Annotated in this window: 25 protein-coding genes; 19 read left to right on the forward strand and 6 right to left on the reverse strand. The window is 64.6% G+C overall.

The annotated features are described in order from the left end of the window. Nucleotides 1–89: 89 nt before the first annotated feature. Nucleotides 90–827, reverse strand: a complete 738-nt coding sequence (locus P0D96_RS01030; protein WP_408310881.1) for a glutathione S-transferase — start codon at nucleotides 825–827, stop codon at nucleotides 90–92. A 184-nt stretch (nucleotides 828–1011) separates the two neighbouring features. Continuing rightward, on the reverse strand, nucleotides 1012–2106 hold the full coding sequence (locus P0D96_RS01035; RefSeq protein WP_408310884.1) for a YeiH family protein: 1095 nt from the start codon (nucleotides 2104–2106) through the stop codon (nucleotides 1012–1014). 120 nt (nucleotides 2107–2226) lie between these two features. Here P0D96_RS01035 and P0D96_RS01040 point away from each other — a divergent pair, with 120 nt between their 5' ends. The 8 genes from P0D96_RS01040 to P0D96_RS01075 all read left to right on the forward strand — a co-directional run bounded on the left by P0D96_RS01040 (nucleotide 2227) and on the right by P0D96_RS01075 (nucleotide 10065). Continuing rightward, entirely contained in the window at nucleotides 2227–3117 is an 891-nt protein-coding gene (locus tag P0D96_RS01040; RefSeq protein ID WP_408310886.1) for a LysR family transcriptional regulator, read from the forward strand. Between the two features lie 163 nt (nucleotides 3118–3280). After that, complete coding sequence (locus P0D96_RS01045) at nucleotides 3281–4054, forward strand: IolE/MocC family protein (RefSeq protein WP_408310889.1); 774 nt, start codon at nucleotides 3281–3283, stop codon at nucleotides 4052–4054. Between the two features lie 136 nt (nucleotides 4055–4190). Further along, entirely contained in the window at nucleotides 4191–5174 is a 984-nt protein-coding gene (locus P0D96_RS01050; protein WP_408310892.1) for a sugar kinase, read from the forward strand. Between the two features lie 128 nt (nucleotides 5175–5302). Next, the gene (locus P0D96_RS01055; RefSeq protein WP_408310895.1) at nucleotides 5303–6598 is read left to right on the forward strand and encodes an MFS transporter; all 1296 of its coding nucleotides are present in this window, start codon (nucleotides 5303–5305) and stop codon (nucleotides 6596–6598) included. Next, nucleotides 6598–7563 (forward strand): 2-hydroxyacid dehydrogenase, encoded by a 966-nt coding sequence (locus tag P0D96_RS01060; RefSeq protein WP_408310898.1) that lies wholly within the window; start codon nucleotides 6598–6600, stop codon nucleotides 7561–7563. The genes P0D96_RS01055 and P0D96_RS01060 overlap by 1 nt, the downstream gene beginning before the upstream one ends. Nucleotides 7564–7618: 55 nt before the next feature. Then, complete coding sequence (locus P0D96_RS01065; protein WP_408310900.1) at nucleotides 7619–8704, forward strand: LacI family DNA-binding transcriptional regulator; 1086 nt, start codon at nucleotides 7619–7621, stop codon at nucleotides 8702–8704. 71 nt (nucleotides 8705–8775) lie between these two features. After that, nucleotides 8776–9594, forward strand: coding sequence for a YhfC family intramembrane metalloprotease (locus P0D96_RS01070; RefSeq protein ID WP_408310902.1), 819 nt, complete (start codon nucleotides 8776–8778; stop codon nucleotides 9592–9594). A gap of 102 nt (nucleotides 9595–9696) precedes the next feature. Next, nucleotides 9697–10065 carry a DUF3022 domain-containing protein gene (locus P0D96_RS01075; protein ID WP_408310904.1) on the forward strand — a complete coding sequence of 123 codons (369 nt, stop codon included), beginning with the start codon at nucleotides 9697–9699 and terminating at the stop codon, nucleotides 10063–10065. An 18-nt stretch (nucleotides 10066–10083) separates the two neighbouring features. Here P0D96_RS01075 and P0D96_RS01080 read toward each other — a convergent pair whose 3' ends face one another. Then, nucleotides 10084–10521, reverse strand: coding sequence for a PGDYG domain-containing protein (locus tag P0D96_RS01080; RefSeq protein WP_408180762.1), 438 nt, complete (start codon nucleotides 10519–10521; stop codon nucleotides 10084–10086). A gap of 244 nt (nucleotides 10522–10765) precedes the next feature. Then, the gene (locus tag P0D96_RS01085; RefSeq protein ID WP_132374227.1) at nucleotides 10766–11287 is read right to left on the reverse strand and encodes a Spy/CpxP family protein refolding chaperone; all 522 of its coding nucleotides are present in this window, start codon (nucleotides 11285–11287) and stop codon (nucleotides 10766–10768) included. Nucleotides 11288–11485: 198 nt separating this feature from the next. On the opposite strand from P0D96_RS01085, the gene P0D96_RS01090 reads away from it, so the two are divergent. The 3 genes from P0D96_RS01090 (at nucleotide 11486) to P0D96_RS01100 (ending at nucleotide 14340) form a co-directional block, all read left to right on the forward strand. Then, on the forward strand, nucleotides 11486–12370 hold the full coding sequence (locus P0D96_RS01090; RefSeq protein WP_408290031.1) for a LysR family transcriptional regulator: 885 nt from the start codon (nucleotides 11486–11488) through the stop codon (nucleotides 12368–12370). A gap of 151 nt (nucleotides 12371–12521) precedes the next feature. Beyond that, on the forward strand, nucleotides 12522–12980 hold the full coding sequence (locus P0D96_RS01095) for an Lrp/AsnC family transcriptional regulator (protein WP_132374229.1): 459 nt from the start codon (nucleotides 12522–12524) through the stop codon (nucleotides 12978–12980). A 262-nt stretch (nucleotides 12981–13242) separates the two neighbouring features. Beyond that, nucleotides 13243–14340, forward strand: a complete 1098-nt coding sequence (locus P0D96_RS01100; RefSeq protein WP_132374230.1) for a saccharopine dehydrogenase family protein — start codon at nucleotides 13243–13245, stop codon at nucleotides 14338–14340. 131 nt (nucleotides 14341–14471) lie between these two features. Here the strand turns inward: P0D96_RS01100 and P0D96_RS01105 are convergent, their stop codons facing one another. After that, the gene (locus tag P0D96_RS01105) at nucleotides 14472–15089 is read right to left on the reverse strand and encodes a P-loop nucleotide/nucleoside kinase family protein (RefSeq protein WP_408290029.1); all 618 of its coding nucleotides are present in this window, start codon (nucleotides 15087–15089) and stop codon (nucleotides 14472–14474) included. Further along, a complete protein-coding gene (gene cydX / locus P0D96_RS01110; protein WP_408180758.1) occupies nucleotides 15086–15235 on the reverse strand; it encodes a cytochrome bd-I oxidase subunit CydX in 150 nt (49 codons plus the stop codon). Before cydX ends, P0D96_RS01105 begins: the two co-directional genes overlap by 4 nt. Nucleotides 15236–15616: 381 nt before the next feature. On the opposite strand from cydX, the gene P0D96_RS01115 reads away from it, so the two are divergent. From P0D96_RS01115 to P0D96_RS01150, 8 genes are all read left to right on the forward strand, one after another. Further along, entirely contained in the window at nucleotides 15617–16084 is a 468-nt protein-coding gene (locus tag P0D96_RS01115) for a hypothetical protein (protein WP_408310907.1), read from the forward strand. A 179-nt stretch (nucleotides 16085–16263) separates the two neighbouring features. Continuing rightward, nucleotides 16264–17241 (forward strand): magnesium/cobalt transporter CorA, encoded by a 978-nt coding sequence (gene corA / locus P0D96_RS01120; protein ID WP_132374233.1) that lies wholly within the window; start codon nucleotides 16264–16266, stop codon nucleotides 17239–17241. A gap of 430 nt (nucleotides 17242–17671) precedes the next feature. Then, entirely contained in the window at nucleotides 17672–18634 is a 963-nt protein-coding gene (locus P0D96_RS01125) for a sugar ABC transporter substrate-binding protein (protein WP_408180756.1), read from the forward strand. A 303-nt stretch (nucleotides 18635–18937) separates the two neighbouring features. Continuing rightward, nucleotides 18938–20536, forward strand: coding sequence for a sugar ABC transporter ATP-binding protein (locus P0D96_RS01130; RefSeq protein ID WP_408310909.1), 1599 nt, complete (start codon nucleotides 18938–18940; stop codon nucleotides 20534–20536). Next, nucleotides 20533–21588 (forward strand): ABC transporter permease, encoded by a 1056-nt coding sequence (locus P0D96_RS01135; protein ID WP_132374236.1) that lies wholly within the window; start codon nucleotides 20533–20535, stop codon nucleotides 21586–21588. Before P0D96_RS01130 ends, P0D96_RS01135 begins: the two co-directional genes overlap by 4 nt. Before the next feature lie 168 nt (nucleotides 21589–21756). Further along, complete coding sequence (locus P0D96_RS01140) at nucleotides 21757–22797, forward strand: LacI family DNA-binding transcriptional regulator (RefSeq protein ID WP_408310912.1); 1041 nt, start codon at nucleotides 21757–21759, stop codon at nucleotides 22795–22797. 597 nt (nucleotides 22798–23394) lie between these two features. Next, nucleotides 23395–25170 carry a methyl-accepting chemotaxis protein gene (locus P0D96_RS01145; RefSeq protein WP_408310915.1) on the forward strand — a complete coding sequence of 592 codons (1776 nt, stop codon included), beginning with the start codon at nucleotides 23395–23397 and terminating at the stop codon, nucleotides 25168–25170. A 389-nt stretch (nucleotides 25171–25559) separates the two neighbouring features. Next, nucleotides 25560–26321 carry a hydratase gene (locus P0D96_RS01150; RefSeq protein ID WP_408310918.1) on the forward strand — a complete coding sequence of 254 codons (762 nt, stop codon included), beginning with the start codon at nucleotides 25560–25562 and terminating at the stop codon, nucleotides 26319–26321. Nucleotides 26322–26672 lie beyond the last annotated feature (351 nt).

A 26672-nucleotide genomic window follows, 5' to 3' on the forward strand; every position in this document is an offset into this window, starting at 1 on the left:
CGGGTGGATAAGCGCGCACGGCAACAGCATCGCGCCCGCTTTGGACGGCGGGCGCGAGACGGTGAGTGAGCGAGGGAAGAAGGCGTGGCTCAAGTCGCCGCCTTGTCGAGTTCAGGGTAGTGCCGGAAGATGCAGGCCTCGTTGTGTTCGATGCGCCGCTCGGACTGCAGATACGCGGCGATGTTCGGCCGCTCGATCACCGCGTCGTGCAAGGCGGCGAGCCGCGGGTAGTGTTCGCCGAAACGCTTGAGCGCGAGCGGAAACGCGTACAGCAAGCCGTCGATCAGCTGGAACATCGACAGGTCGACGTAAGTGAGCGCGTCGCCCACCATGAACTGATCGCCGGCCGGATTCTGTTTGAGCACGCGCTCGAAGTACGACATGAATTTCGGAATACGGTTGTCGATGAAGTCGCGCGCGCGCACTTTGGCGGCGTCTTTCTGGTCTTCGTAGTAAAGCGCGCTCGCGAGCGGATGGTGCGTGTCGTGCGCTTCGGTGACCATGTCGGCGATGGTCAGCTGCAGGCCGTTGGCTACGTAGCGCAGGCTCTCCACCGTGGGCGCAAGGTTCAGCCGCGGACCGAGGTAGAACAGGATGTTGGCGGTCTGCGCGATCACCAGGTCGCCGTCTTTCAGAAACGGCGGCGCGAACGGCGGATACGGCTCGTCCTTGCTCTTCATCACCGACATCATCGCGTTCGTGCCGAGACCCTCCGACCGTTCGCCGCGCGCCACTTCCACGTAGTCGGCGCCGGCTTCCTCCAGGGCGAGCCGCACGAATTCGCCGCGGCCTTGCAGGCCATCCCAATAGTAAAGTTCCAGGCTCATCGATCGATCCTCATTCCGGTTGCATTGACACAGACGCAAAGACGGCGCGCAGAAGCGGGCCGCGCAAGCATGCTGCATGAGCTGACGACGCCAGCAACCAGTATGCCGCGCGAGCGCGCCGGATGGGTCTCCAGAATGCGCAAAACCCCGCACGCGGCGGGGTGGGTGTGAAGGCGAGGGCGGCTTAGCCGAACAGGTGCTGGACGGTCCATGTAATACCCAGTCCGCCGGCAATCAGCCACACATACAGGATGAAGCCCGTGGTCAGTGCGCGAGGGCCGGCCTGACGGATTTGCGAAATGCGTGTTTCGATGCCGAGCGCGGTCATGGCCATGGTCAGCGCGAAGGTGTCCAGCATGTTGAGCGTGCTGGTCGCGCTTTCCGGCAGCACATGCAGCGAGTTGATCACGACGAAGGCGAGGAAGCCGAGCGCGAACCAGGGAATCGCCAGCATGCGCGGCGCGTTGCCGTGGGCGCCGTCCAAGCCGCACGCAGCCGAATCGCGGCGCGCCGAGCGGTTCACCCACATGCCGACCACCAGCAGCACCGGCACCAGCAACATCACGCGGGTCATCTTGACGATGGTGGCGATATGGGTCGCTTCCGGGCTCACGTTGCTGGCCGCACCGACCACCTGCGCCACTTCATGGATCGTGCCGCCGAAAAAGAGGCCCGCGCCGACCGTGTCCAGATGCAGCCAGCCTGCCTTGAACAGAACCGGGTAAAGGAACATCGAGAGCGTGCCGAACAGCACCACGCTGCCCACGGCCATCGCGCTTTTGTGCGGCTTCGATTGCAGCGTCGACTCGAAGGCGAGCACGGCGGCGGCACCGCAGATCGCGCTGCCCGCGGCGGTCAGCAAGGCGGTGTCGCGGTCGAGCTTCATGATTTTCATGCCGGCCCACGTACCGATCACGAGGGTGCTGACCACGATCAGGACGGATTCCGCGAGGCCGGGCACGCCGACCTGAGCGATTTCCTGCAGGCTCACGCGCAGCCCGAAAAAGGCCACGGCGATGCGCAACAGCTTGCGCGCCGAAAAATTGACGCCGGCAGCCCAACTGGCGGGCATGCCGTCGCGCAGCGCGTTGCCGTAAATGGCGCCGGCCACGATGCCGACGATCAGCGGGCTCAAGCCCAATCCGGCAATGGCGGGAATCGCGGCGATGCGCGTGACGGCAGCGGCAAACAGCGCGACGAACAGAATGCCGTTGAGCTGCCCGCGGGTGGAAAACCCGGCGGGCGTCGTACTGGCGGCGGTGAGATGAGCGGTGGACATGGAACAGCCCTTTTCTGTGACTGACTAAGATTCGATGGGCTAATCCTAAATTAGATATATCGATATGAAAAATCATGATTTAGAATGTAAGGTATCGCCTGAGCTGATACTTTGACCGTCATGACCCCAGACCAACTTATAACGTTCGCTGCAGTCGCCGAGCATCGCAATATCAGCCGGGCGGCTGTGGCGCTGCATTTGTCGCAGCCCGCCGTGTCCGGCCAGTTGCGGCAGTTGCAGGACGAATTCGGCGAGCCGCTGTATCAGCGCGACGGCCGTGGCGTGCGCCTCACGCCTGCCGGCGAGCAACTCGCCAGCTACGCCACGCGGCTGCGCGACACCTGGCGGCAGGCGCATGCGTACCGCGACGCCTTGCGCGGCCTGGAGCAGGGCACCTTGCGGATCGGCGCGAGCACCACGCCCGCAAGCTATTTGCTGCCGTATCTGATCGCCGACTTCCATCGCCGCTATCCGGACGTGACGCTGCATACCGCTGACGGCAACACCACGGAGATCGTCGGTGCGCTGGATTCGGTGGACATCGCGATGATCGAGGGGCCGGTCGGCTTGGATCTGCCGCCAGACACGGCGGTGCATGCGTGGCGCGAAGACGAGATCGTCGCGATCATGCCGCGCTCGCATCCGTTGGCGCAGTTGGGCGACGGCGGCCCCGCAGACCTGGCGGCCTTCGGCGAGCATCCACTGGTGTTGCGCGAGGCGGGCTCGGGCGTGCGGCAGATCGTCGAGCGGGCGTTTGCGCGGGCGGGCGTGCCGATGCGCGTGGCGCTGGAGATTGCCGGCGTCGAAGGCGTGAAGGAAGCGGTGCGGGCGGGTATGGGCATCGGCTTCGTGTCGGCGATGTCGATGCGGCACGAGGACCGCGCGCTGTGCCTGCTGTCGCTCAGCCCGGAGCCGCTCACGCGGCGGCTGTCGATCCTGGTGCCGCATGCGAGCGCGCCATCGCGGGTGGTGGAGCGGTTTCTTGCACTGTGTCTAGCCGAGGGACCTTGAGGTCCGAGCGCCGTGCCACCCGCGCCTGGGGATTTCCACTATGGTGCATGTCGGCGACCTCGGCGACTATTCGGGCATCGCAAGCGCCTCGGCGCTTTTTTTCGAAGTGTGTTTGGAACCGGTTCCAAATGCTGATCAAGAAACAGATTTGAGTAAATTCGACATGGCTGACGCAGTGGACGTGGTGATCGTCGCAAGCGCATTCGGGATGGAAGCGGTCCGCACGGACGGTCATCTGAAGTGGGCGCGAGCGAGCAAGCAGGCCGGCGCGGCGGGTTTCGAAGTGCGCCGCGAACTGTTCGCCGACGAAACCGACGCCGCTCCGCACAACCTGCGCGCGCTCGGCAAGCAGATCGCGGAACTGGGCTTGTGGTCCGTGTACTCCACGCCGGCTGCGCTGTACACGGCGCAGGGCAAGCTCGATGCGGACGCGTTGCGCCTCTCGATCGAAGAGGCGCTTGCGCTCGGCGCGCGCTTCGTCAAGTTGCAGCTCGGCGGTTTCGCCGCCGACGCCAATGCCACTGTGATCGCCGATCACATGCGCTGCGCGCAATTGCGGCTCGTCGTCGAAAACGGGCAATTGGCCGAGGGCGGTTCGCTCGCGCAGTTCACCGGCCTGTTCGACGCGTTGGCGCGCGAAGGTCACGCCGACGTGCTCGGCATGACCTTCGACATCGGCAACTGGGCCTGGCGCGAGGTCGCGCCGCTCGAGGCCGCCGCGCCGCTGGCGGCGCATGTGGAATACATCCATTGCAAGACGACGGTGGGCGAGGGCGCACGACGCTTTCCCGCCGCCCCGGCCGCCGACGATACGCAGTTCGCCGCGGTGCTCGACAAGCTGCCGCGTCATGTGCCGCGCGGCATCGAGTTTCCGTTCGATACGAGCCGTGTCGACACGGACGCGGCGCATTACGTCGCGTGGCTGGCCGCCGCGTGAGCGGCAGCAGGACCTGAGAGAAGGCAGCGACACCGGAGACAGCACGCGGCAAGCAGCACGCGGCGAACGGTAAGCGGCAAGCATCCACGCAAAACTCGCAAAACACGCAGCAAGAGAGATCACGCAGGAGCGAAGCATGAGCAAGACAAGCGCAGCACTCGATGTCATCACCTATGGCGAAGCGATGGCCATGTTCGTGGCCGCCGAAACCGGCCCGCTCGCGGGTGTCGGGCAGTTCACGAAGCGCGTCGCCGGCGCCGATCTGAACGTGGCGATCGGTCTGTCGCGCCTCGGCTTCAAAGTGGGCTGGATGAGCCGCGTCGGCAACGATTCGTTCGGCCAGTACGTACGCGACACGTTGACGAAAGAGGGCATCGACCAGGGCTGCGTGACGACCGACGAGCGCTATCCGACCGGCTTCCAGCTCAAGTCGAAGAACGACGACGGCAGCGACCCGGCGATCGAGTATTTCCGCAAGGGTTCGGCGGCGAGCCATCTGTCGCTGGCCGACTACGCGGCGGACTACGTGCTGCCGGCGCGTCATCTGCATCTGACCGGCGTGGCGCCCGCGATTTCGGCGACCTCGCGCGAACTCGCATTCCATCTGGCGCGCGAAATGCGCGCCGCCGGTAAGACGATTTCCTTCGACCCGAACCTGCGTCCGACGCTGTGGCCGTCGCGCGCCGCGATGGTCGAAGGCCTGAACGCGCTCGCCGCGCTGGCCGACTGGGTGCTGCCCGGCATCGGCGAAGGCGAGATTCTGACCGGCTACACGCAGCCGGAGGACATCGCGAAGTTCTATCTGGATCAAGGTGCGCGCGGCGTGATCATCAAGCTCGGCGCGCAGGGCGCGTACTTCCGCACCGCCGACGATGCCGCCGTGATCGCCGGCCAGCCGGTTGCGAAAGTCGTGGACACGGTCGGCGCGGGCGATGGTTTCGCGGTCGGCGTGGTGAGCGCGCTGCTGGAAGGCAAGTCGCTGCCGCAAGCCGTGGCGCGCGGCAACCGCATCGGCGCGCTGGCGATTCAGGTGATCGGCGATTCGGAAGGACTGCCGAGCCGTGCCGAACTCGACGCGCTGGAAGCGGCCGGTGCGCCGTCCGTCGCGGCTGCGGCCTGAAGATCCGCGAGCGAGGTCCGCAACCGGCCGCGTTCCGTCAAGCTGCCTCGATAACAGCAAGAGCGCTCGAACAGAGCGCCCCATGACCGTTCATCATTGTTTCGGGAAGCCGTCCAAGGAGACACCCCATGACCTCATCGCTTGCGATTCGCCGTTGGTGGACGATCATGCCGATCGTATTCATCACCTACAGCCTCGCTTATCTGGACCGCGCGAACTTCGGTTTCGCGTCGGCCGCCGGCATCAACCAGGACCTCGGCATCAGCAAGGGACTGTCGTCGCTGATCGGCGCGCTGTTCTTCCTCGGATACTTTTTCTTCCAGATTCCCGGCGCGATCTACGCGGAACGCCGCAGCGTCAAGAAGCTCGTGTTCTGGAGTCTGATTCTGTGGGGCGGTTGCGCGTCGCTCACCGGCATGGTCAGCAATATCCCGTCGCTGATGGTGATCCGCTTCGTGCTCGGCGTGGTTGAAGCCGCGGTGATGCCGGCCATGCTGATTTTCATCAGCAACTGGTTTACCAAGAGCGAGCGTTCGCGCGCCAACACCTTCCTGATTCTCGGCAATCCGGTGACGGTGCTGTGGATGTCGGTGGTGTCGGGCTATCTGGTGCACTCGTTCGGCTGGCGGCATATGTTCATCGCCGAAGGCGCGCCCGCGATTCTCTGGGCCGTGTGCTGGTGGTTCATCGTGCAGGACAAGCCGCAGCAGGTGTCGTGGCTCACGCAGCAGCAAAAGGACGACCTCGCCGAAACGCTGCGCGCCGAGCAGGCCGCGATCAAACCCGTGCGCAACTATAGCGACGCGTTCAAAACGCCCGCGGTGATCAAGCTGTGCGCGCAGTATTTCTGCTGGAGCATCGGCGTGTATGGTTTCGTGCTGTGGCTGCCGTCGATTCTGAAGAACGGTTCGACGCTCGGCATGGTCGAAACCGGCTGGCTCTCGGCGCTGCCTTACCTCGCCGCGACCATCGCGATGCTTGCAGCTTCGTGGGCATCGGATAAACTCAATCGCCGTAAAGTATTCGTGTGGCCGTTCCTGCTGGTCGGCGCGGTGGCGTTCGCGGCTTCGTACGCGCTCGGCTCCACGCATTTCTGGCTCTCGTACGCATTGCTGGTGATCGCCGGCGCCGCGATGTACGCGCCGTATGGCCCGTTCTTCGCGATCGTGCCGGAACTGCTGCCAAAGAACGTCGCGGGCGGCGCGATGGCGCTGATCAACAGCATGGGCGCGCTCGGTTCGTTCGTCGGCTCGTATGTGGTCGGCTATCTGAACGGCGCGACCGGTTCGCCCGCGGCGTCGTATGCTTTCATGAGCGTGGCGCTGATCGCCGCCGTGATTCTGACGCTGATCGTCAAACCGCAGCCGCAAGTGCAGAACAATGCGCCCGCCGCTCGTCACCCCGTTGCTAGGAAAATAAGCTGATGAAGAAGATCGTCGCCTGGAAGTCGCTGCCCGAAGATGTGCTCGCGTATCTGCAACAGCATGCGCAAGTCGTGCAGGTCGATGCCACGCAGCACGACACGTTCGTGGCCGCGTTGAAAGATGCGGACGGCGGCATCGGTTCGAGCGTGAAAATCACGCCGGCGATGCTCGAAGGCGCGACGCGGCTCAAGGCGCTCTCGACCATCTCCGTTGGCTTCGACCAGTTCGACGTGGCCGACCTCACGCGCCGCGGCATCGTGCTCGCGCACACACCGGACGTGCTGACCGAGTCCACCGCGGACACGGTGTTCTCGCTGATCCTCGCGTCGGCACGGCGCGTGGTCGAGCTCGCCGAGTGGGTGAAGGCGGGGCATTGGCAGCACAGCATCGGCCCGGCTCGGTTCGGCGTCGACGTGCAGGGCAAGACGCTCGGTATCGTCGGGCTCGGGCGGATCGGCGGCGCGGTGGCGCGGCGCGCGGCGCTCGGCTTCAACATGAAGGTGCTGTACACCAATCGCAGCGCGAACCCGCAGGCCGAAGAGATGTACGGCGCGCGGCGCGTCGAGTTGGCGGAACTGCTCGCCGTGTCTGACTTCGTTTGCCTGCAAGTGCCTTTGACGCCGGAGACAAAGCACATGATCGGCGCGGCTGAGTTGAAGTCGATGAAGAAGAGCGCGATCCTGATCAATGCCTCGCGCGGCGCGACCGTCGACGAAAAGGCGCTGATCGAAGCGCTGCGGAACGGCACGATCCACGGCGCCGGTCTCGACGTGTTCGAGACCGAACCGCTGCCGGCCGACTCGCCGCTGCTGAAGCTCGCGAATGTGGTCGCGTTGCCGCATATCGGTTCGGCGACGCTTGAAACCCGTCACGCGATGGCGCGCAATGCGGCGGAGAACCTGGTCGCCGCGCTCGACGGCACGCTGACCAGCAATATCGTCAACCGCGACGTTCTCGCCAAGTGAGGCGCTCAGTGAGCCGATTGATGAGCCGATTGATGAGCCAATCCACGAGCAGCCGATGAGCACGACGCCGCAGGCCACGCCGCGCCGCGCGACCATCACCGATGTCGCGCGCGAAGCCGGCACGGGCAAGACCAGCATCTCGCGCTATCTGAACGGCGAGATGAGCGTGCTGTCGCCTGAACTGCGCGCGCGTATCGAGGCCGCGATCGCGCGCCTCGACTATCAGCCCAACCAGATGGCGCGCGGCCTCAAGCGTGGCCGCAACCGCCTGATCGGCATGCTGCTCGCCGACCTGACGAATCCCTACACGGTCGAAGTGCTGCAAGGCGTGGAAGCGGCATGCCACGCGCTCGGCCTGATGCCGCTGATCTGCCATGCGGCGAACGAAGTCGAGATGGAGCGGCGCTACCTGCAACTGCTCACCACGTACCGCGTGGAAGGCGTGATCGTCAACGCGCTCGGCGTGCGCGAGGAAACGCTGCGCCCGGTGGGCGGCGGCGGGATTCCGGCGGTGCTGGTGGACCGTTCGGTGGATGGACTCGTCGCGGATATGGTCGGTCTCGACAACCGGGCGGCGGCTGAACTCGGCACGCGGCATCTGCTGGACAATGGGTTCGACGATATCTGGTTCGTCGTTCAGCCTTTCGAGCAGGTCAGCTCGCGGCAATTGCGCGAAGCGGCTTTTCGTGAGGCGATGAGCGCTCAGAGCGATCCAGGTGGCAAGAACGCCGCGCGTGGTCACACGCTAGTGCTGAATCTCGCGGATGCCGTCGACGTCGAGCGCAGCCTCGCCGAACTGGACCGCGCGATCGACGCGGCCGCCCACACGCGCGCCGCCGCCGCCACGGGCAACGCCGCGCGCGTCGCCTTGTTCGCCGCCAACGCGCCCGTCGCGCTGTGTCTCGCCTTGCATCTGAAAGCGCGCTACGGCGCCGACTGGCAAGCCCGCGTCGCGCTGCTTTCCATCGACGACCCCGAATGGGCCGAATTGACCGGCGTCACCACGATCCGTCAGCCGACCTACGAGATCGGCTACCGCGCGGTCGAGTTCCTGCACGAACGCATCGAAGGCGTTCAGACCACCGCGCGCGACTGCCTTTTGCCGGGCGAATTGATCGTCCGCGCCTCCACTTTGCGCTGAATTCTCGGCGATCTGCGATCATTCGGGCTGCGGCGCGCAGCGGGTGCGCGCCGGACATCGCAAGGAAACTCATGGTTGTTGCACCACTTACCCTCTCGAGCCTCGCCGTCGCGACGCTGCTCGTCGCCGCATTACCCTTTCTGATCTACCGCCGTCTGCGCCATCCGCTCGCGCTCAAGCCGCGTGACGCCATCACCGGCATCGCCGTATTCGCGCTGTTCGCTATGGTGATCGAGCGCGCGCTGAACGACTACGTGCTGCATCGGAACGAAGCGACCGCGAGCTTCCTGTCGAATCCGCTCGCCTTCGTGGTGTACGGCGCGCTGGCCGCGGGTATTTGCGAGGAAGTGGGGCGGTTCATCGGCATGCGGCTGTTGCTCAAGCGCGCGGCGGCGAAGTCGGGCTCGACATCGCTCGCGGCGGGAACGAACGATGGCACCGCGCTGACCTACGGCCTCGGCCACGGTGGCGCCGAAGCGTGGCTCGTCGGCGTGCTGGTGCAGATTCAATGGATCCTGTTCGCGGTCTTCGAAAACCGCGGCGAACTGGACGGCTATCTCAGCAATCTGCCAACCGATGCGGTGATGCGCATCCACCTGATTCTCGCCAGCATGACGCCGCAGACCGCCGGCATTTTCGCGCTCGAACGCGTCGCCGCGCTGGTGTTCCAGATCGGCTTGTCGGTGTTGATGTGGCGCGGCTTGCGAGCCGGCTGGCGCGGCATCCTGCCGCTCGCGATTGCGCTGCATGCGCTGGTGGATGTGCCCGCCGCGTTGTTCCAGGCGCAACTCGTGCCGCTCGCCGCGGTGGACGCCGTGTATGCCGTGGGAGCGGTGATCGTGACGGGGTTGCTGTTCCGGGCGTTCAGGCGTCCCGCGGTGCCCGCATGACGGCCGCACTTGACGGCGCCGCATGATGCGCATGTCACTTTGAACTGTCGACCGTTCTCTACAATCGGCCTCTTTTCGAGGCCACCCTTTCGGCACACTTCAATGGAAGAAGCTTACCAATACGACTGCGCCAATCCCGAGTTCGAGGAGCTGGCGCGCGTCATCAGCGATCTGTTTCCCGAGCAGACGCAGTTCATCCAGCGCGCCGCGGAAGACGGCACGCCGACGCTGGCGATTCACTGGGTGGCGATGCGTTTCGGCGCGACCGCGCGCCGTATCGTGATGACCGTGGTGATCGCGCCGGCCGCGTTGGCGCGTTATCGCGCGCTGCCGGCGCGGCTGCGCGGCCGCAGTTTCGCGGTGTTGCGTGCGTATGTCGAAGCGAGCATCGGTTCGCTCGAGGAGCAGTATGCGAACGGCGAAGCGGTGCCGCGCGATGTCACCGTGGATCTCGGCGACGAGTTCGCTTAGTGCACAGGCGGATACGGCTCAATCGGCGAGCCGGTAGACCTTCGCGAAGCGGGCGGCTTGCACCACGCCGTAGTCGCCCGGCGCGTATTGCATGACCCAGTCGCCGGCGGCGCCGCGCAGCACGTCGCCGCCGTTTGCCGAGCGCGCGAGCGTGAACGCTTCATGCATCTGTTTGGCCAGCACGACGGCGGGGCGGTTGCGGTACGCGCCGGCTTCGCCGTGCGAGACGGCTGCGTCGGCGGGAACGTATTTGGCGTCGAAGCGTTCGCGCGAAACGACCCAGCGGTCGCCCGTCGAGCCCGTGATCAGCGCGTCGCCGCGGACATAGCGGTTCGGGCCTTCGAGGCTCATCAGTTCGCCTTCGGCGGCGGCGAATTCGACGCTGACCGTTTCATCTTTGACGACACGGCGGGCGTTGGCGTCTTGACTCAGGTCGAGATTTTTCAGTTCGGTCATGAAGCGGGCAGGTGTGGAGAGTTTTACGGCGGCGCCGGACTTCGAGTGTTCGGACCGCGTACGACTCGCATCATGCCAGATGCATCTGGCGACCGGTTTCTTTTGCGATGGACGGCGGCGCGGATCGTCTGTCGGCGACACGATCGACGCGCTCGGCGAACGCGGCCATATGCCGCCGCCCATGGCAAAAAAAACCGGCGCGCCGCGCGGCAAATCCGCGCTGCGCGCCGGCGGTTTCTTACGCTTACGGCTTTACCGTGGCGTCGCTTGCCGGGGCCGGCGCGGACTTGCCGCCTTTGCCCTTGCCTTTGCCATGATGACCGTGGCCTTCCACGCCGCCCGGCTGATGGAACGTCACGTCAGCCAGCTTCTTCTGTTCCGGCGAGAAGCTGTTGTACAGCGGATCGAACGCATCGACGAGCTTCTTCATGCCGTCCGCATGCGCTTGCGCGATCGTCGCGTATTGCTTCATGTCGTCTAGCGCCGACACGTTAGTGGCGGCCCGGCGTTGCTGGAACAACTGGCCCATCGTTTGACCGTTGCTGCGCATCACGTCGGCGAACGTGTTCCACTGCGATTCCTGCGCCGAGGTGATCTTCAGTTGCGAATGCAGGTAGGCGATGCGGTCTTCGACGTTGCGCTCGTGGCCGGCCTTGCCGGCGGGTGCGGAAGCGGCGCTCACCGGTGCCGACGCCGGCGCGGGTGTTTGTGCGAACGCGCCGCTCATGGCGACTGCGGTGGCCAGCATTACCAGTGCTTTTTTCATCGAAACTCCTGATGTCTATTCGAATTGGGACAAGGCTCGCGTGCGAGCGGCCCGTCATGCAGTGGTCATGCGCGGGTCATGATTATGCACGGCGGCCGGCTGCCCACTTTGCCGTCGCCGCTATTAGTATCACGATATCCCTACAATGCGGCTCTTATGCGACAAACGCTTACAACCGAAACGAACAGGAAATAGCGGGTGGATAAATTCGTCAGCATGGAGATCTTCGTCGCCGTGGTCGAGGCGGGCAGCCTGACGGCCGCGGCCGAGCGCTTCGACATATCGTCGGCGATGGTGGGCAAGCATATCCGTTCGCTCGAAACGCGGCTCGGCACGCGGCTGTTGACGCGTACCACACGTCGGCAAAGTCTGACGGAGATCGGCCGGCAGTATTACGAGCAATGCCGGCGCATCCTGGCCGACGTCAAGGATGCGGAGTCGCTCGCCGAGGCGATGGCCGCCGCGCCGCGCGGCGTGCTCAAGGTGACGGTGCCGCTCACCTATGGCGTCGAAGTCTTCGCCCCGGCGATGACCGAGTTCCTCACCGCTTGGCCCGACATCACGCTCGAACTCGATCTGTCGAACCGTATGATCGACCTGGTGGAAGAGGGCTTCGACGCGTCGGTGCGCATCGGCCAGTTGCCTGATTCGAGTTTCGTCGCGCGGCCGTTGAAGGCGTACCGGATGCGCGCGTGTGCGTCGCCGGCGTATCTGGCGCGCGCCGGTACGCCGCGCACGCCGGAAGATCTCGTGCAGCATGAATGCCTGGGCTTTCTGCATTGGGGCCGCGAAGGTTTGTGGCGCCTCGGTGGCGAGAGCGCGACCGAGTGTCAGTTGCGCGCCGGCCGCTTTCGCGCGAACAACGGCCAGGCGCTCAAGGTGGCCGCGTTGCACGGCTTCGGGCTGGTGTTGCAGCCGGAGGCGCTGCTTGCCAGGGAGATTGCCAGCGGCGAGTTGGTGTCGGTACTGGAAGATTATTTGCCCGAAGGCGCGCCGGTCCATCTGTTGTATCCGCGCGATCGGCGCGCCACGCCCAAGCTCACCAGCTTCATCGATTTCGTGATCGAGCGGTTCGGTGCATAAAAGCGGCGGCCCATGCGATGCTCCGTGACGCGCGCAACGCCCGCCATTTCGCTCATGATGATGTTCAAGGCGGTTGGGTTGGGTGACTTCTCCATTTGCCGCGGAAGACGCGCGATAATCCGCCTCATCTGAGCCACTTCCTTTTCTCTCGATGAGACCTCCGCGCCTCGACCAACTCGACGACCTCGACCGCAACCTCGTTGCGCTGCTGCAAACCAACGCTCGCGAGAGCGTTGCCAATCTCGCTCGTCAGCTCGGCGTGGCGCGCACCACGGTGATCGCGCGCATCGCACGGCTCGAACGCAGCAATGTGATCGCCGGATACAGCGTGCGGCTCGGCCAGGACGTGCTCGACTCGAGCATCGTGGCTTACGTCGGCATCATCATCGCGCCGAAGCATGGGCCGGCTGTGCAGAAGCGCCTCGGCAAGATGCCCGAGGTGCAGTTGCTGTGCGCGGTGAGCGGCGAGTTCGATTACGTCGCGTGGCTGCGTGCCGATTCGCCCGATCGCCTGAACGATCTGCTCGACCAGATCGGCGGCCTTGAAGGCGTGGAGAGGACCACGACTTCGATCATCCTCGCGCGCAAGATCGATCGCGGCATGGTGTGAGCGCCACTCCGCGTTTACGCCGTTTTGATAACTTTCAGACATATCGACTAAAAAGTTCGTCATAACGTCGAAGTTCATGGTCATAGCGCAGCATTTTGCGCGTATGAACTGTTTTTGCTTCTCCCTAAACTGTTGCTCAAGGGTTCAGCCCGCCGGGCGCCGCGCCACGAGCGCAGCGCACTTCCCAAGCTGGAGACAGCACACAAAATGGGACCGGAGTAAGCGCTAAAGCGCTGACATCGGTCGATAAAGGAGAAGCGCAATGAAAATAGCCATCGTTGGTGCAGGTTTGATCGGTCACACCATCGCTCACATGTTGCGCGAAACCGGCGACTACGACGTCGTCGCGTTCGACCGCGACCAGCACGCGCTCGACAAACTTGCCGCCCAGGGTATTCCGACCCGCCGTGTGGATTCCGCCGATGCCGCCGCGCTGCGCGCCGCCGTGCAAGGTTTCGACGCGCTCGTCAATGCGCTGCCGTACTACCTCGCGGTGAACGTGGCGTCGGCGGCCAAGGGCGCGGGCGTGCATTACTTCGATTTGACGGAAGACGTGCGCGCCACCCATGCGATCCGCGCGATCGCCGACGACGCCGATCACGCCTTCATGCCGCAGTGCGGTCTTGCGCCGGGCTTCATCGGCATCGCCGCGCATGAACTGGCGAACCGCTTCACGGAAATCCGCGACGTCAAGATGCGCGTGGGCGCGCTGCCGGAATTCCCGACCAACGCGTTGAAATACAACCTGACGTGGAGCGTCGACGGTCTGATCAACGAGTACTGCCAGCCGTGCGAAGCGATCCGCGACAGCCGCACGCAGTGGGTGCAGCCGCTCGAAGGCCTCGAACATTTCTCGCTCGACGGCACCGAATACGAAGCCTTCAACACCTCCGGCGGCCTCGGCACGCTGTGCGAAACGCTGTCGGGCCGGGTCGAGTCGCTCGACTACAAGTCGGTGCGCTATCCGGGCCACCGCAACCTGATGCAGTTCCTGCTCGAAGACCTGCGTCTTGCCAGCGACCGCGACACGCTCAAGAACATCATGCGCCGTTCGGTGCCGTCCACCGCGCAAGACGTGGTGCTGGTGTTCATCACGGTGAGCGGCATGCGCGACGGTCAACTGGTGCAGGAAGTGTTCACCCGCAAGATCTTCGCGAAGACGGTGTGCGGCGTGCCGATGAGTGCGATCCAGATCACCACGGCCGGCGCGATGTGCGCGGTGCTCGATCTGTTCCGTGAACAGAAGCTGCCGCAAAAGGGCTTCGTGCGCCAGGAGCAGGTGTCGCTGCGCGACTTCCTCGCGAACCGCTTCGGCCAGTTGTACGAAGGACAGTCGCTGGAGACGATGGCTACTGTCTGAAGGACCGGCATCGAGGGCCGTGCGACAAGGCGGCAGCAGGCATGAAACGTCTGCCGCGAGCAGCAAAGACGGCTCCGCAGAGAGCCGAGGAAACGCCCCGACATTCGGGGCGTTTTTTATTGACGCCGCTGCTACACAGGTACCGGCGGCATGATCGTCGCCGCCTGCGGCTCGCCCACGATGCGCGCGAGCAGGGTTTCATGATCCGCCGAAGTAGGCGCGGTATTGTCGAACATCAGCAGATCGCCGCAGATATCGCCACTGGGCACGAAACGGCGCTGCCGATACTCGTCCCAGTGCGCGAGTTTGTATGCGTCGTTCGGATTGGCGCGCGCGAGGATCCGCTGCCGCGCCGTCTCTTCCGACGTATAGACCCACACGACCCGTAGTACCACGTCCGCAGCGACCCCCAGCCACGCGCGATCGAACAAACGCCGCTCGCGCACTTCGCGCGAGAGCGGCCCGACCACCATCGCGCTGACGCCGAGTTCGAGATTGTCGCGGGCGGTATCGAGCAGGCCGCGATACTCGGGATCGCGCAGATGCTGCAGAAACAGCGGGCTGTCGCGGTCGTTCGGGTCGCCGGTCAGCATGGCCATGGCGGCCGCGCTGTAGCCGCCGTAGAGCGTGTCTTTATCGAGCAGGCAGAAGGGCGTGGCGCTCGCTTTCATCAACGGGCCGAGCAGCTTTCTCGCGAGCGTGGTCTTACCCGTGCCCGCGTGGCCGCAGAAGAAAACCAGATGGGTCACGAAGGCGTGTCCTCGGGCGTGGCGGGTGCGGCGCCGGCGCGCTCCGGGTCACGCGCGAACTTGCCGCCGGCTTCCAGCCACATCACGTTGATGATGCCGAAGCCCAACGCTACGCCGATGCCGAGAATCCAGGTGAAATACCACATTGCAGACTCCTTGGTCGTATGTCCAGCAAGGCCGGCCCCGAAGCGTGGCGCATAGCTCGTACAGTGAAGCCGGCATGTCCGCAGGCAAAGTGGCATGCGCTGGAACCGAGGGTAAATCCGCAACGGGAACACAACGCGCAGCAGCCCACGGAACGGCCCTTTGCAGCGATCATGAAGAAGAACGCGGCGCCATGCAAGAGGCCGCGGGGTCGTCCGATCGGCCAGGCTGGCAGAACGACCGCGCATTGCTATCATGCATGGCAAAGGTTGAGCGGGTGCAATGAACGGCAGCGATCAGGACGGCCAGGCATCGTCCCGCATACCGATCAGCAAGAAGAAGCACACGAGCAAGACCACAACCAACAACACGGGAGACCCAGCATGCCGACGCGTCCGGACCGTCACCGTCAAGCCACGTGGGTCGTATTGGCGAAGCTGGGCGCGCTTGCCGCGCCGAGCCTCGGCGTGCTCGCCGGCTGCGCCTCGACACCCGCCGAGCCGGTTCCATTCAAGCCGGTGCCGGCCGCGCGCATCGTCCAGCCAGGCTACACAGAGGCGGGGACGGGGCTCGTCGCCGTGGATGTCCGCCGTGAGCGTTCGCGCGACGTGATCGTCCGCTTTCGCGATGCCTTGGTGTATATCGACGGCGAACAGGTCACCGACCTGATGAACGGCGAGCACGTGGTCTTCTATCTGAGTCCGGGCGTGCATCGCATCGCCGTGTCGACGCAGTTCGATCCGGTCGTCGAAATGCGCTTCACGGTGACGGCCGATACGCGCTACACGAACCGCGCCTCGGTCACGTTCGGCGACGATCACCGTATCGCGCTGCGGCGGGTCGCGCAATAGCGTGCTCTGTCTCGCGGGCGTTGCGCACGGCGTCCGCGCGGCTTAACAATTCGATACATGAGCGGCGCGCATAGCCCTTAACATGGCGGCTAACGCCAATCCGTTCCTGCAGATGCGCCGCCAGGCTTACGTTTCGTAAGCGTCGGGCCGCTCTGTTCCGTTTTCAAGGTAATCCAAACATGCTGATCAATTGCGCCGCCTATCAGGACGGCCGGAAGCTGGCAGACATCGACATCGATAGCATCAGCGACTACGTGGCGCGGCCCGAGTGTTTTGTCTGGGTGGCGCTAAAGGACCCGGGCCCGGGCGAGCTGGCCGTGATGAAACACGAGTTCGGCCTGCATGAACTCGCGATCGAAGATGCGCAGAACGGCCATCAGCGTCCCAAGATCGAGGAGTACGGCGAGTCGCTGTTCGCCGTGATGCACACGGTGGAAATGGACGAAGAGGGCGAACTGCTGATCGGCGAAGTCGACGTGTTCGTGGGAAGCAACTATGTGCTGTCGGTGCGGCGCGGCACGCGCATCGGCTTTCAGAACGTGCGCGCCCGCTGCGAGCGCGAGCCGCAACTGCTCAAGGAAGGCGCGGCGTTCGTGCTGTATGCGCTCGCCGACGATATCGTCGATCGTTACTTCCCGATCATCGAGGCGTTGAACACCGAGATCGAAGCGCTCGAAGACCGCATTTTCGACCGCAACAATTCGGCGGCGTCGCGCGCGATCATCCAGGATCTGTATTCGTTGAAACGGCGCCTCGTGATTCTGCAGCACCATATCGCGCCATTGCAGGAAGCAATCAGCAAACTGACGGGCGGCCGGATTCCGAGCGTCTGCGGGGGCATGCAGGCGTACTTCCGCGATGTCTACGACCACCTCGAGCGGATCGTCAGGATCATCGACGGGCGGCGCGAAATGGTCGTCACCGCCGTGCAGGTGAATCTCGGCATGATTTCGCTGGCCGAGAGCGAGGTGACCAAACGGCTCGGCTCGTTCGCGGCGCTGTTCGCGGTGCCGACCATGATCGCCGGCATCTACGGGATGAACTTCCAGACCATCCCCGAGCTGCACTACAAGTACGGCTATCCGATCTGTCTCGCGGTGATGCTGACCGTCGACCTGGTGCTGTACTGGCGCTTCCGCAAGGTCGGCTGGCTTTGATGAGCGGGCAGGGCGGCGTCCGTCGGCGCCGCCATCCATCCGCTCAAACTGGCCGGACTGAGCAACAGCGCCCCCGCAGCAAACCCACCCGCTGGCCGTCCGGCGTTCTCCACGCTTGCACCGCGCGCAATAAAAGTCCAGCATAGGCGGCCCGCCGGCCGTTGATCTTGCAGCCGGCGGCAAATCTGCTACGCACGGACCAAGCGAGGAACCCTTTGCCACACGCCGCCTGCCGGCCCGCTACAACAGCGCGCCGCTCCGATTCGACCGGGCGCACAGCACGCCGGCGCATCGCCGCGCGCCGATGCACTGCAACACCGCGCATCGTTGACAATCGGAATGGACTGCGCTGAGAATGGGCCTCGCAAACGTTTGCGCACTAATTAAAAATAAGGCTCCGTTGCGAGCCTGACAGACCCTGGAGATATGCATGAGCCAACGCATTCGCCGCCGCATCCTGGTGGCCGCCGTCCTCGCCACCGCTACCGCCGCCTTGCCGTTTTCCTCCGCGTACGCGCAGAGCGCGCCCGCTCATAAGCCGAAGGTCGCGCTGGTGATGAAGTCGCTCGCCAACGAGTTTTTCCTGACCATGGAGACCGGCGCGAAGGACTATCAGAAGCACAACCCGTCGCAGTTCGACCTGATCACCAACGGCATCAAGGACGAGACTGATACCGCGAACCAGATCCGCATCGTCGAACAGATGATCGTCTCGAAGGTCGACGCGATCGTGCTCGCGCCGGCCGATTCGAAAGCGCTGGTGCCGGTCGTCAAGAAGGCGGTGGACGCGGGCATCATCGTCGTGAACATCGACAACCGGCTCGACCCGGACGTGCTCAAGTCGAAGGACCTGAATGTGCCGTTCGTCGGACCGGATAACCGCAAGGGCGCGCAGAAGGTCGGCGACTACCTGGCGAAGAAGCTCAAGGCAGGCGACGAGGTCGGCATCATCGAAGGCGTGTCGACCACCACCAATGCGCAGCAGCGCACCGCGGGCTTCAAGGACGCGATGCAGAAGGTGGGCGCCAAGGTCGTCTCGGTGCAATCGGGAGAATGGGAAATCGACAAGGGCAACGCGGTGGCGTCGGCCATGCTCAACGAATACCCGAATCTGAAGGCGCTCCTTGCCGGCAACGACAATATGGCGATCGGCGCGGTCTCGGCCGTGCGCGCGGCAGGCAAGCAGGGCAAGGTGTTGGTGGTCGGCTACGACAACATCAACGCGATCAAGCCGATGCTCAAGGACGGGCGCGTGCTCGCCACGGCGGATCAGTACGCCGCCAAGCAGGCCGTGTTCGGCATCGACACCGCGCTGAAGGCGCTCAGCGAACACAAGAAGCAGGCGGATCTGTCCGGCGTGGTGGAAACGCCGTGCGATCTGGTCACGAAGTAAGCATCGCCCGGTCAGTCCCGGGGTAAGTCGGGTACGCGGGTTTGCGCTGGCGTCGTTTCGTGCTCAATGCATGACATACGCTCGCAAACCCGCGTGTATTCAATAAACGCTCAAGAAACCTGCCGCGCCGCCGTTAATTCCAGAGGTAAGCGTCATGACGGTGCCGCGCGACGGGAGGGTGCGTGGCTTTTAGCGCCTGCGCATTCCGCGCATTGGGCCGGCATGACACGGGGCGCAAGGGCCGCAACTTCATTCGAGCGAATCGCATGAGGCCGCGGCCACCGCCCGGGAACCAGGATTGCGATGGATTCAACCGATCACGACGCCGTGCCTGCCGTCCTGTCTGTTAGCGGCATCGGCAAGACCTACGCCGAACCGGTGCTCGCCGACATTTCGCTGTCGCTGCGCGCCAGCGAGGTATTGGCGCTGACGGGCGAGAACGGCGCGGGCAAGAGTACGCTGTCCAAAATCATCGGCGGCCTGGTCGACCCGACCACTGGCACGATGCAGCTCGGCGGCGCGCCTTATGCGCCGGCGAGCCGCACCGAAGCCGAAGCGCTCGGCGTGCGCATGGTGATGCAGGAGCTGAATCTGCTGCCGACCTTGTCGGTGGCCGAAAATCTGTTCCTGAACCGCTTGCCGCGGATCGGCGCGTTCAGCTTCGGCTGGATCGACCGGCGCAAGCTGCGCGAGGACGCGCGTCACGCCATGGCGCAGGTCGGCCTCGACGCGATCGATCCGGACACGCTGGTCGGCGAGCTCGGCATCGGCCATCAGCAGATGGTGGAAATCGCCCGCAATCTGATCGACGACTGCCGCGTGCTGATCCTCGACGAACCGACCGCGATGCTGACCGCGCGCGAAGTCGATCTGCTGTTCGAACAGATCGACCGGCTGAAGGCGCGCGGCGTGGCGCTCGTCTACATCTCGCACCGGCTCGAGGAGCTCGCGCGGGTGGCCGAGCAGATCGCGGTCTTGCGCGACGGGCGGCTGGTGCATGTCGACGCGATGGCCAACCTGACCAGCGACGAAATCGTCACATGGATGGTCGGCCGTGAACTCGGCGAGCGGATCGATCTGGGCGTGCGCAACATCGGCGCGCCGCTGTTGAAGGTGGACCGGCTCACGCGCGGCAGGGTGGTGCGCGAGGTGTCGTTCGAAGTGCGCGCGGGCGAGATTTTCGGCATCAGCGGCCTGATCGGCGCGGGCCGTACGGAGCTGATGCGGCTGATTTACGGCGCCGATCCGAAGGACGGCGGCGCCGTCTTGCTGGCGCAAACGCCGGGCGCGCCGCCCACGCCGGTGCAGATCGCGTCGCCCTCGGACGCGGTGCGCGCGGGCATCGCGCTGATCACCGAGGACCGTAAAGGCGAAGGGCTTCTGCTGCCGCAGCCGATCGCGGCCAATGTGTCGCTTGGCAATATCGGCAGCGTGGCGCGGCACGGCATCGTCGATGCGAAGCGGGAGAATGCGCTCGCGCAGACGCAGATCGCAGCGATGCGGATTCGCACGTCCGGGCCGGGGCAGATTGTCGGCGAGCTGTCGGGCGGTAACCAGCAGAAGGTCGTGATCGGCCGCTGGCTGGCGCGCGACTGCCGCGTACTGTTATTCGACGAACCTACGCGCGGCATCGACGTCGGCGCGAAGTTCGACATTTATGGCCTGATGGGTGCTCTGGCCCGTGAAGGGCGCGCGCTCGTCGTGGTGTCGAGCGACCTGCGTGAGCTCATGCTGATCTGCGACCGGATCGGCGTGATGTCAGCGGGCAGCATGACGGGTGTGTTCGAGCGCGATAACTGGTCGCAGGATGCGTTGCTGGCCGCGGCTTTCGCCGGTTACCGCAGCCGCGAAGCGTTGCTGCACGCCGCCCCCGACACCAGCGAAGCAGGGAGTCTGTCATGAACGATCAACCGTTGCGGGAAGCATCGGGCGACAAGCCGGGAACGGGCAGCGGCACCGGCACAGTCGCGCCGCCGGCCGATCCGTCGGCGCCGCTCGCGAGCGGCAAACCGGCCGGCACGCGGCTGGGCTTTTCGAATTATCTCGGGCTCGCCGGCGCGTTGCTGGCGATGATCGTGCTGTTCTCGCTGCTGAGTTCGCACTTTTTGACGTACGACACGTTCAGCACGATCGCCAATCAGATTCCCGATCTGGTGGTGATGTCGGTCGGGATGACCTTCGTGCTGATCATCGCCGGGATCGATCTGTCGGTGGGATCGGTGCTGGCGCTGGGCGCGTCGGTGGTGAGCGTGGCCGCACTGAAGTGGGGCTGGGGGCCGTTGCCGTCGGCGCTGCTCGGCGTCGCCGCGGCGGCGCTGACCGGCACCATCACCGGCGCGGTGACGGTGGGCTGGCGGATTCCGTCGTTCATCGTCTCGCTCGGCGTGCTCGAAGCGGCGCGCGGCATGGCGTATCAGATGACGAATTCGCGCACCGCCTATATCGGCGACGCGTTCGACTTCCTGTCGAACCCGATCGCGGTCGGCATCTCGCCGGCGTTCCTGATCGCGGTGGCGGTGATGGTGATCGCGCAGCTGGTGCTCACGCGCACGGTGTTCGGCCGCTATCTGGTCGGCATTGGCACCAACGAGGAAGCGGTGCGGCTCGCGGGCGTCAATCCGCGTCCGTACAAGGTCATCGTGTTCGCGCTGATGGGCGCGCTCTCGGGGCTGGCCGCGCTGTTCCAGATATCGCGTCTGGAAGCGGCCGATCCGAACGCGGGTGTCGGCCTGGAACTGCAGGTGATCGCGGCCGTGGTGATAGGCGGCACCAGCCTGATGGGCGGGCGCGGCTCGGTGATCAGTACCTTTTTCGGCGTATTGATCATTTCAGTGCTGGCGGCCGGCCTCGCGCAGATTGGCGCGAACGAGCCGACCAAGCGCATGATCACCGGCGCGGTGATCGTGGTGGCGGTGGTGCTGGATACGTATCGCAGCCGCCGCAAGCGCGCCTGAGCGGTGGCCGGCACCGCAAGCCGGCAGAGTAACGCAACCAGGGCGGTTGCGGCGTCATGAGCGGTAAAGCGTAAGAATTCATGGGTTTGGTCTGTCTTCGATGAAGACGTCCGGTGGGTCGCCAGATGGCGCGGCCGGCGGGTAAAACTGGCGGGAGAGCAACAGGTTATGGCGACGATCAAGGATGTAGCGGCTGTGGCAGGCGTGTCGTTCACGACGGTATCGCACGTGGTGAACAACTCGCGGCCGGTGTCGGCGGACGTGCGCGCGAAGGTCGAACACGCGATCCGTCAGCTCCACTATGTTCCGTCGGCGGTGGCCCGCTCACTGAAGGCACGGGCGACCGCGACGATCGGGCTGGTCGTGCCCAACACCACGAACCCGTATTTCGCGGAACTGGCGCGCGGCATCGAGGACGGTTGCTCGCGTAACGGCTACTGCGTGTTTTTCTGCAATTCCGACGACGATCCGGCCAAGCAGCGTAACTATCTGCGCGTGCTGCAGGAAAAGCGGATCGACGGCCTGATCGTCGCTTCCGCTGGCGACGACGCCGTGCTCGCGCAAACGCTCGCTGACTCGCACGAGCCGCTGGTCATTCTGGATCGCAATATCGAAGGGCTGAACGCGGATCTGGTGCAGATCGATCACGAGAAGGGCGCATATCTCGCGACCCGGCATCTGCTCGAACTGGGGCACGTGCGGATCGGCTGCATCACCGGGCCGGTTCACACGGCGGTCAGCGCGATGCGCGTGCACGGCTTTATCCGCGCGATGACGGAGCGCGGCATCGAGATTCCGCCCGATGCGATCGTGGAAAGCGATTTTTCGGGCACCGGCGGCCACCGTGCGGCCGCGCAACTGTTCGACACGGTCAAACCGTCGGCGATTTTTGCCGGCAACGACATGATGGGCATCGGCGCATTGCGCGCCGCCGCGGAACGCAATATCAGCGTGCCGCGCGACTGCTCGATCATCGGTTTCGACGATATCGAGCTGGGGCGTTTCACCTATCCGGCCCTCTCGACCGTCGGGCAATCAGTGCGCGCGCTCGGCGATATGGCTGCGCAGACGCTGATCGAACGGATTGCCGGCACGTCGTCGGGCACGCCGCGCGCGCCGGGGCGCCGGCGCGTGGTGTCGCCGCGGCTGATCGTGCGCGAGTCGACCGCCACATGGGCCGGCGCGGCCAAGCGCGATCTGGCGGCGTGATTGGATTCGATGCGCTGATACATACGCGCATTTGTGGCTAGCGGCGCGGCCGCGCGCGTCATCGGGCGATTTGCTTGGCGTAACACGTAGCCTTCGATTCTCGCCCGCAGCGGCGTTGAACATTTCTTCAGATCTGGCAGGCGTTGTCGAGCGAGGCGCTGCAATCGCGCGGACGTCCTAACGCTCAATAGCGTTGTTCTGCAACGCTTGCCCTCGTCGCAGCAAGAACGCAGGCCGATCGGATTCAGCCGTGCGGCGCGCTCGCTGTCGTCGCGGTATTCAATACCTGTGGCGCGACACCGTCAGCACATTCCCAGCGGTCGCAATGTCGTGCGGTCTCTCACTTCCATCTCCAGGCACCGGCACGCCCGGTCCGCATCACCGGTGCGTAAATCCGCCGTCTGTCAGCATCTTGTAATTTATTCCGGTTGCTTACAGCGCCTTTCCTCATACCATATAAATCCTTCAAGTACGCGGTCAGCAGGCCGTAAACAGGACTATTAGAGCGACGTATCGAAAAAGCGCCATTACGCAGACGCCACACGCCAAACCGCGCTGCGTACGCAGCCTCTCATTTTGTAAAGCACAGGAACAAGCATGTTGAACAAAGGCATTACGATCAAGGCGCGGATAGGCCTCACGATGGCTTTTCTCGCCGCGCTGCTCGTCGCCATCGGCGTCTTCGGTTTGTTCGGCATGAGCCGTTCGAACGACGCCTATAAGGACACCTTCACCAACGCCATGCCGAGCGCGGTCAATATCGGCAACGCCGAGCTGTTCGCGGCGCGTGAGCGGCTGGCGCTCGACCGCGCGGCGTTCATGATCGGCACGCCGGAAGCGACACCGACGCTCGAGCGCGCGCGCGGCATGCGCGCCACCTCCGACACGTGGTGGAAACAGTACATGGACCTGCCGCGCGACCCGGATGAAGACCGCCTCGCGCAGGACGTCGTCGCCAAACGCGACGCGCTGCATCAGCAGATGGACACCTTTGCGGCGATCGTCGTCGCGAACGAACCGCCCAAGCTGGTCGAGGGCGCCAAGCGTCTGCAAGTGGCCTACAACGACCTCGCCAATGCCGACGACGCGCTGCGCAAATACCAGTTCACCTCGGCGAAAGAGGGTTACGACGCCGCGCAAGGCAGCTTCGATGTGTTCCGGATGGTCAGCGTGGGCGCCTTGCTGATCGGCGTGCTGGCTGCGGCGATTTCGTACCTGACGCTTAGCCGCGCCATCGCCCGGCCGCTCGATGCCGCCCTCGAACATTTCGACGCGATCTCGGCCGGCGATTTACGCCGCCCGGTCGTCGTGACATCGCGCGACGAAATGGGGCAGTTGCTCGAAGGCATCGCCAAAATGCAGCACAGTCTCACCGAAACGGTGCGTACCGTGCGCAGCGGCAGCGAATCGATTGCGACGGCTACGCGCCAGATCGCGGCCGGCAATATCGACCTGTCCTCGCGCACCGAAGAGCAGGCTTCCGCGCTGCAGGAAACCGCGTCGAGCATGGAAGAGCTGACCGGCACGGTCAAGCAGAACGCCGACAATGCCCGCCAGGCGAGTTCGCTGGCGGCCAATGCGTCGGAGATCGCCAATAAGGGCAGCGCGGTGGTCGGCCAGGTGGTCGGCACGATGGGCGACATCAATCAAAGCTCGGCCAAGATCGCCGACATTATTTCGATCATCGAAGGGATTGCGTTCCAGACCAACATCCTCGCCTTGAACGCGGCCGTGGAAGCGGCGCGAGCCGGCGAAGAAGGGCGCGGTTTCGCGGTCGTGGCCGGTGAAGTGCGCAGCCTCGCGCAGCGCTCGTCGGCGGCGGCGAAGGAAATCAAGGAACTGATCGACACCTCGGTGGAGCGCGTGCAGTCGGGCTCGGCGCTGGTCGACGAAGCCGGCCGCACCATGACCGAGATCATCGGCGCGGTGCAGCGCGTGACCGACATCATGGGCGAAATCGCCGCGGCGTCGGAAGAGCAGAGCAGCGGTATCGATCAGGTTGCGCGCGCTGTTACGCAGATGGACGAAGTCACGCAGCAAAACGCCGCACTGGTCGAAGAAGCGGCGGCGGCAGCGTCGTCGCTCGAAGACCAGGCCGGCAAACTGCGTACCGCGGTAGCCGTGTTCCAACTCGAAGAAGGCGGTTACAAGGCGCCCGTGAGCGCGCCGCCGAAGCGCGCGGCTACGCCGCCGCGTACGGTGGTCGCACGCAAGGTCGCGCACGCTCGTGCTGCGCAACCCGCCGCGCAAGCCGCAGCCGCGACGAAGGCGCCGGCCGCGACGGCACAGCCCGTTGCCGCAGCGGCACGCGCGCCTGCTAAAGCGATAGCGACCGCTAGCGCCGGCAGCGATCAGGATTGGGAAACGTTCTGAGCGGAAGTCAGTTGCAACATTCATTCCCGGCGCCGCAGCCAATCCCATTAGATGGGTAGGCGCCGCGAGAAGATGACGGCCTCGCTTCAAAAAGACCTCGATTGCGCACGCATTCGCGGTCTTTTTTTATGGTGTGCGCATTAAGTAACGTTTGCGACCGCAGTCGGTCCCCTGGCAAGCGTCGTGATCCGGTACATTGACGGACGCACCGAAGCAACTCCCCTTGGGGGACGCTATCCGCCATGGTGCGGCAATCGCCGACGCGGCCCGTTAGCCCACGAGCGTGGTTCCGCCGCCTTCGATCGCAGCAACGCATGCCCCAAAGCACGGCCACCACCCACCAGCACGCCACAACCAACCGCTCAATGCGCCAGCCACAAAGGACCGACATGACGCCATACGACCTCGCGAACCGCCTCGTCGAAGCACGCCGGCATCATCGCCCGATCGATGCGCCCGCACCCGACAGCCTGCCGCCCGATGCGGCGACCGCGTATGCGATCCAGCAGGCGGTCATCGCAGGTCTCGGCGACTCGACGGGCGCCTGGAAGATCGGTGCCAAAGCGCCCGGCGGCGCCGCCGCGGGCGCGCCGATTCCGGCCTCGCTGGTGCTGCGCTCGCCGGCGCGCGTCGCGCATGACGGTTTCTTCCGCGTGCTGGTCGAGCTGGAAATCGCCTTTCGCTTCGCCGAGGCGATCGAACCGCGCGGCCGGGCCTATGCGCGCGACGAAGTGCTCTCGAAGGTCGGCGTCGTATTGCCGGCCATCGAGATCGTCGATAGCCGCTTCGCCGAGTGGCCGAATGTCGCGCCGCTCGCGCAACTGGCCGATGCGCAGAACAACGGCGCGTTGATCACGGGCCATCCGGTCGCTTATGCGGGTCTCGCGCGCGGCTTCGATTTCGTTTCACCCGAACTGGAACTGAGCTTCGACGGCGCCTCGCTGCTGCCGGAAGCCACCGGCAATCCGGCCGGCGACCCGCGCGAACTGCTGGTCTGGTTCGTCAACCATTGCGCCGCCATGGGTATCACCATCGAACCCGAGTGGACTATCACCACCGGTTCGTACGTCGGCGCACACAGGCTGGATAAAGCGGGCATCGTGCGCGGACACATCGACGGCCTTGGGGAAGTGGAGATTGAACTGACCTGAGAGGCCGCGCGCTTGTAACAGCGTATTACGAAGCTTCATTCAAACGGCTGCCTGCGGGTGGCCGTTTTACATTGCTCGCATCTGTACCGGCGGCTTTGCCGTATACACCTATTGAGCGATGCATGGCGTTGTCGTCATTCAGTTATACATGCGGCTAACCATGCTCACGACGCGGTTAATGCCTGCGTGTCGCTCACGACGATGCATGACTCGCTTGCCAATGACGGAACAAAAACGTTCGTGGCTTGACGAACCGCATGAAGCTGCACGGACTTTGCTTATGTGTGAAACCGCGCGTGAATCGCGCATGAACATGTAACAGGCATGTGTCGGTGTAGACCGAACGCTTGT

The sequence above is a fragment of the Paraburkholderia sp. RL17-347-BIC-D genome, assembly GCF_046027915.1.
Classification (GTDB): Bacteria; Pseudomonadota; Gammaproteobacteria; order Burkholderiales; family Burkholderiaceae; genus Paraburkholderia.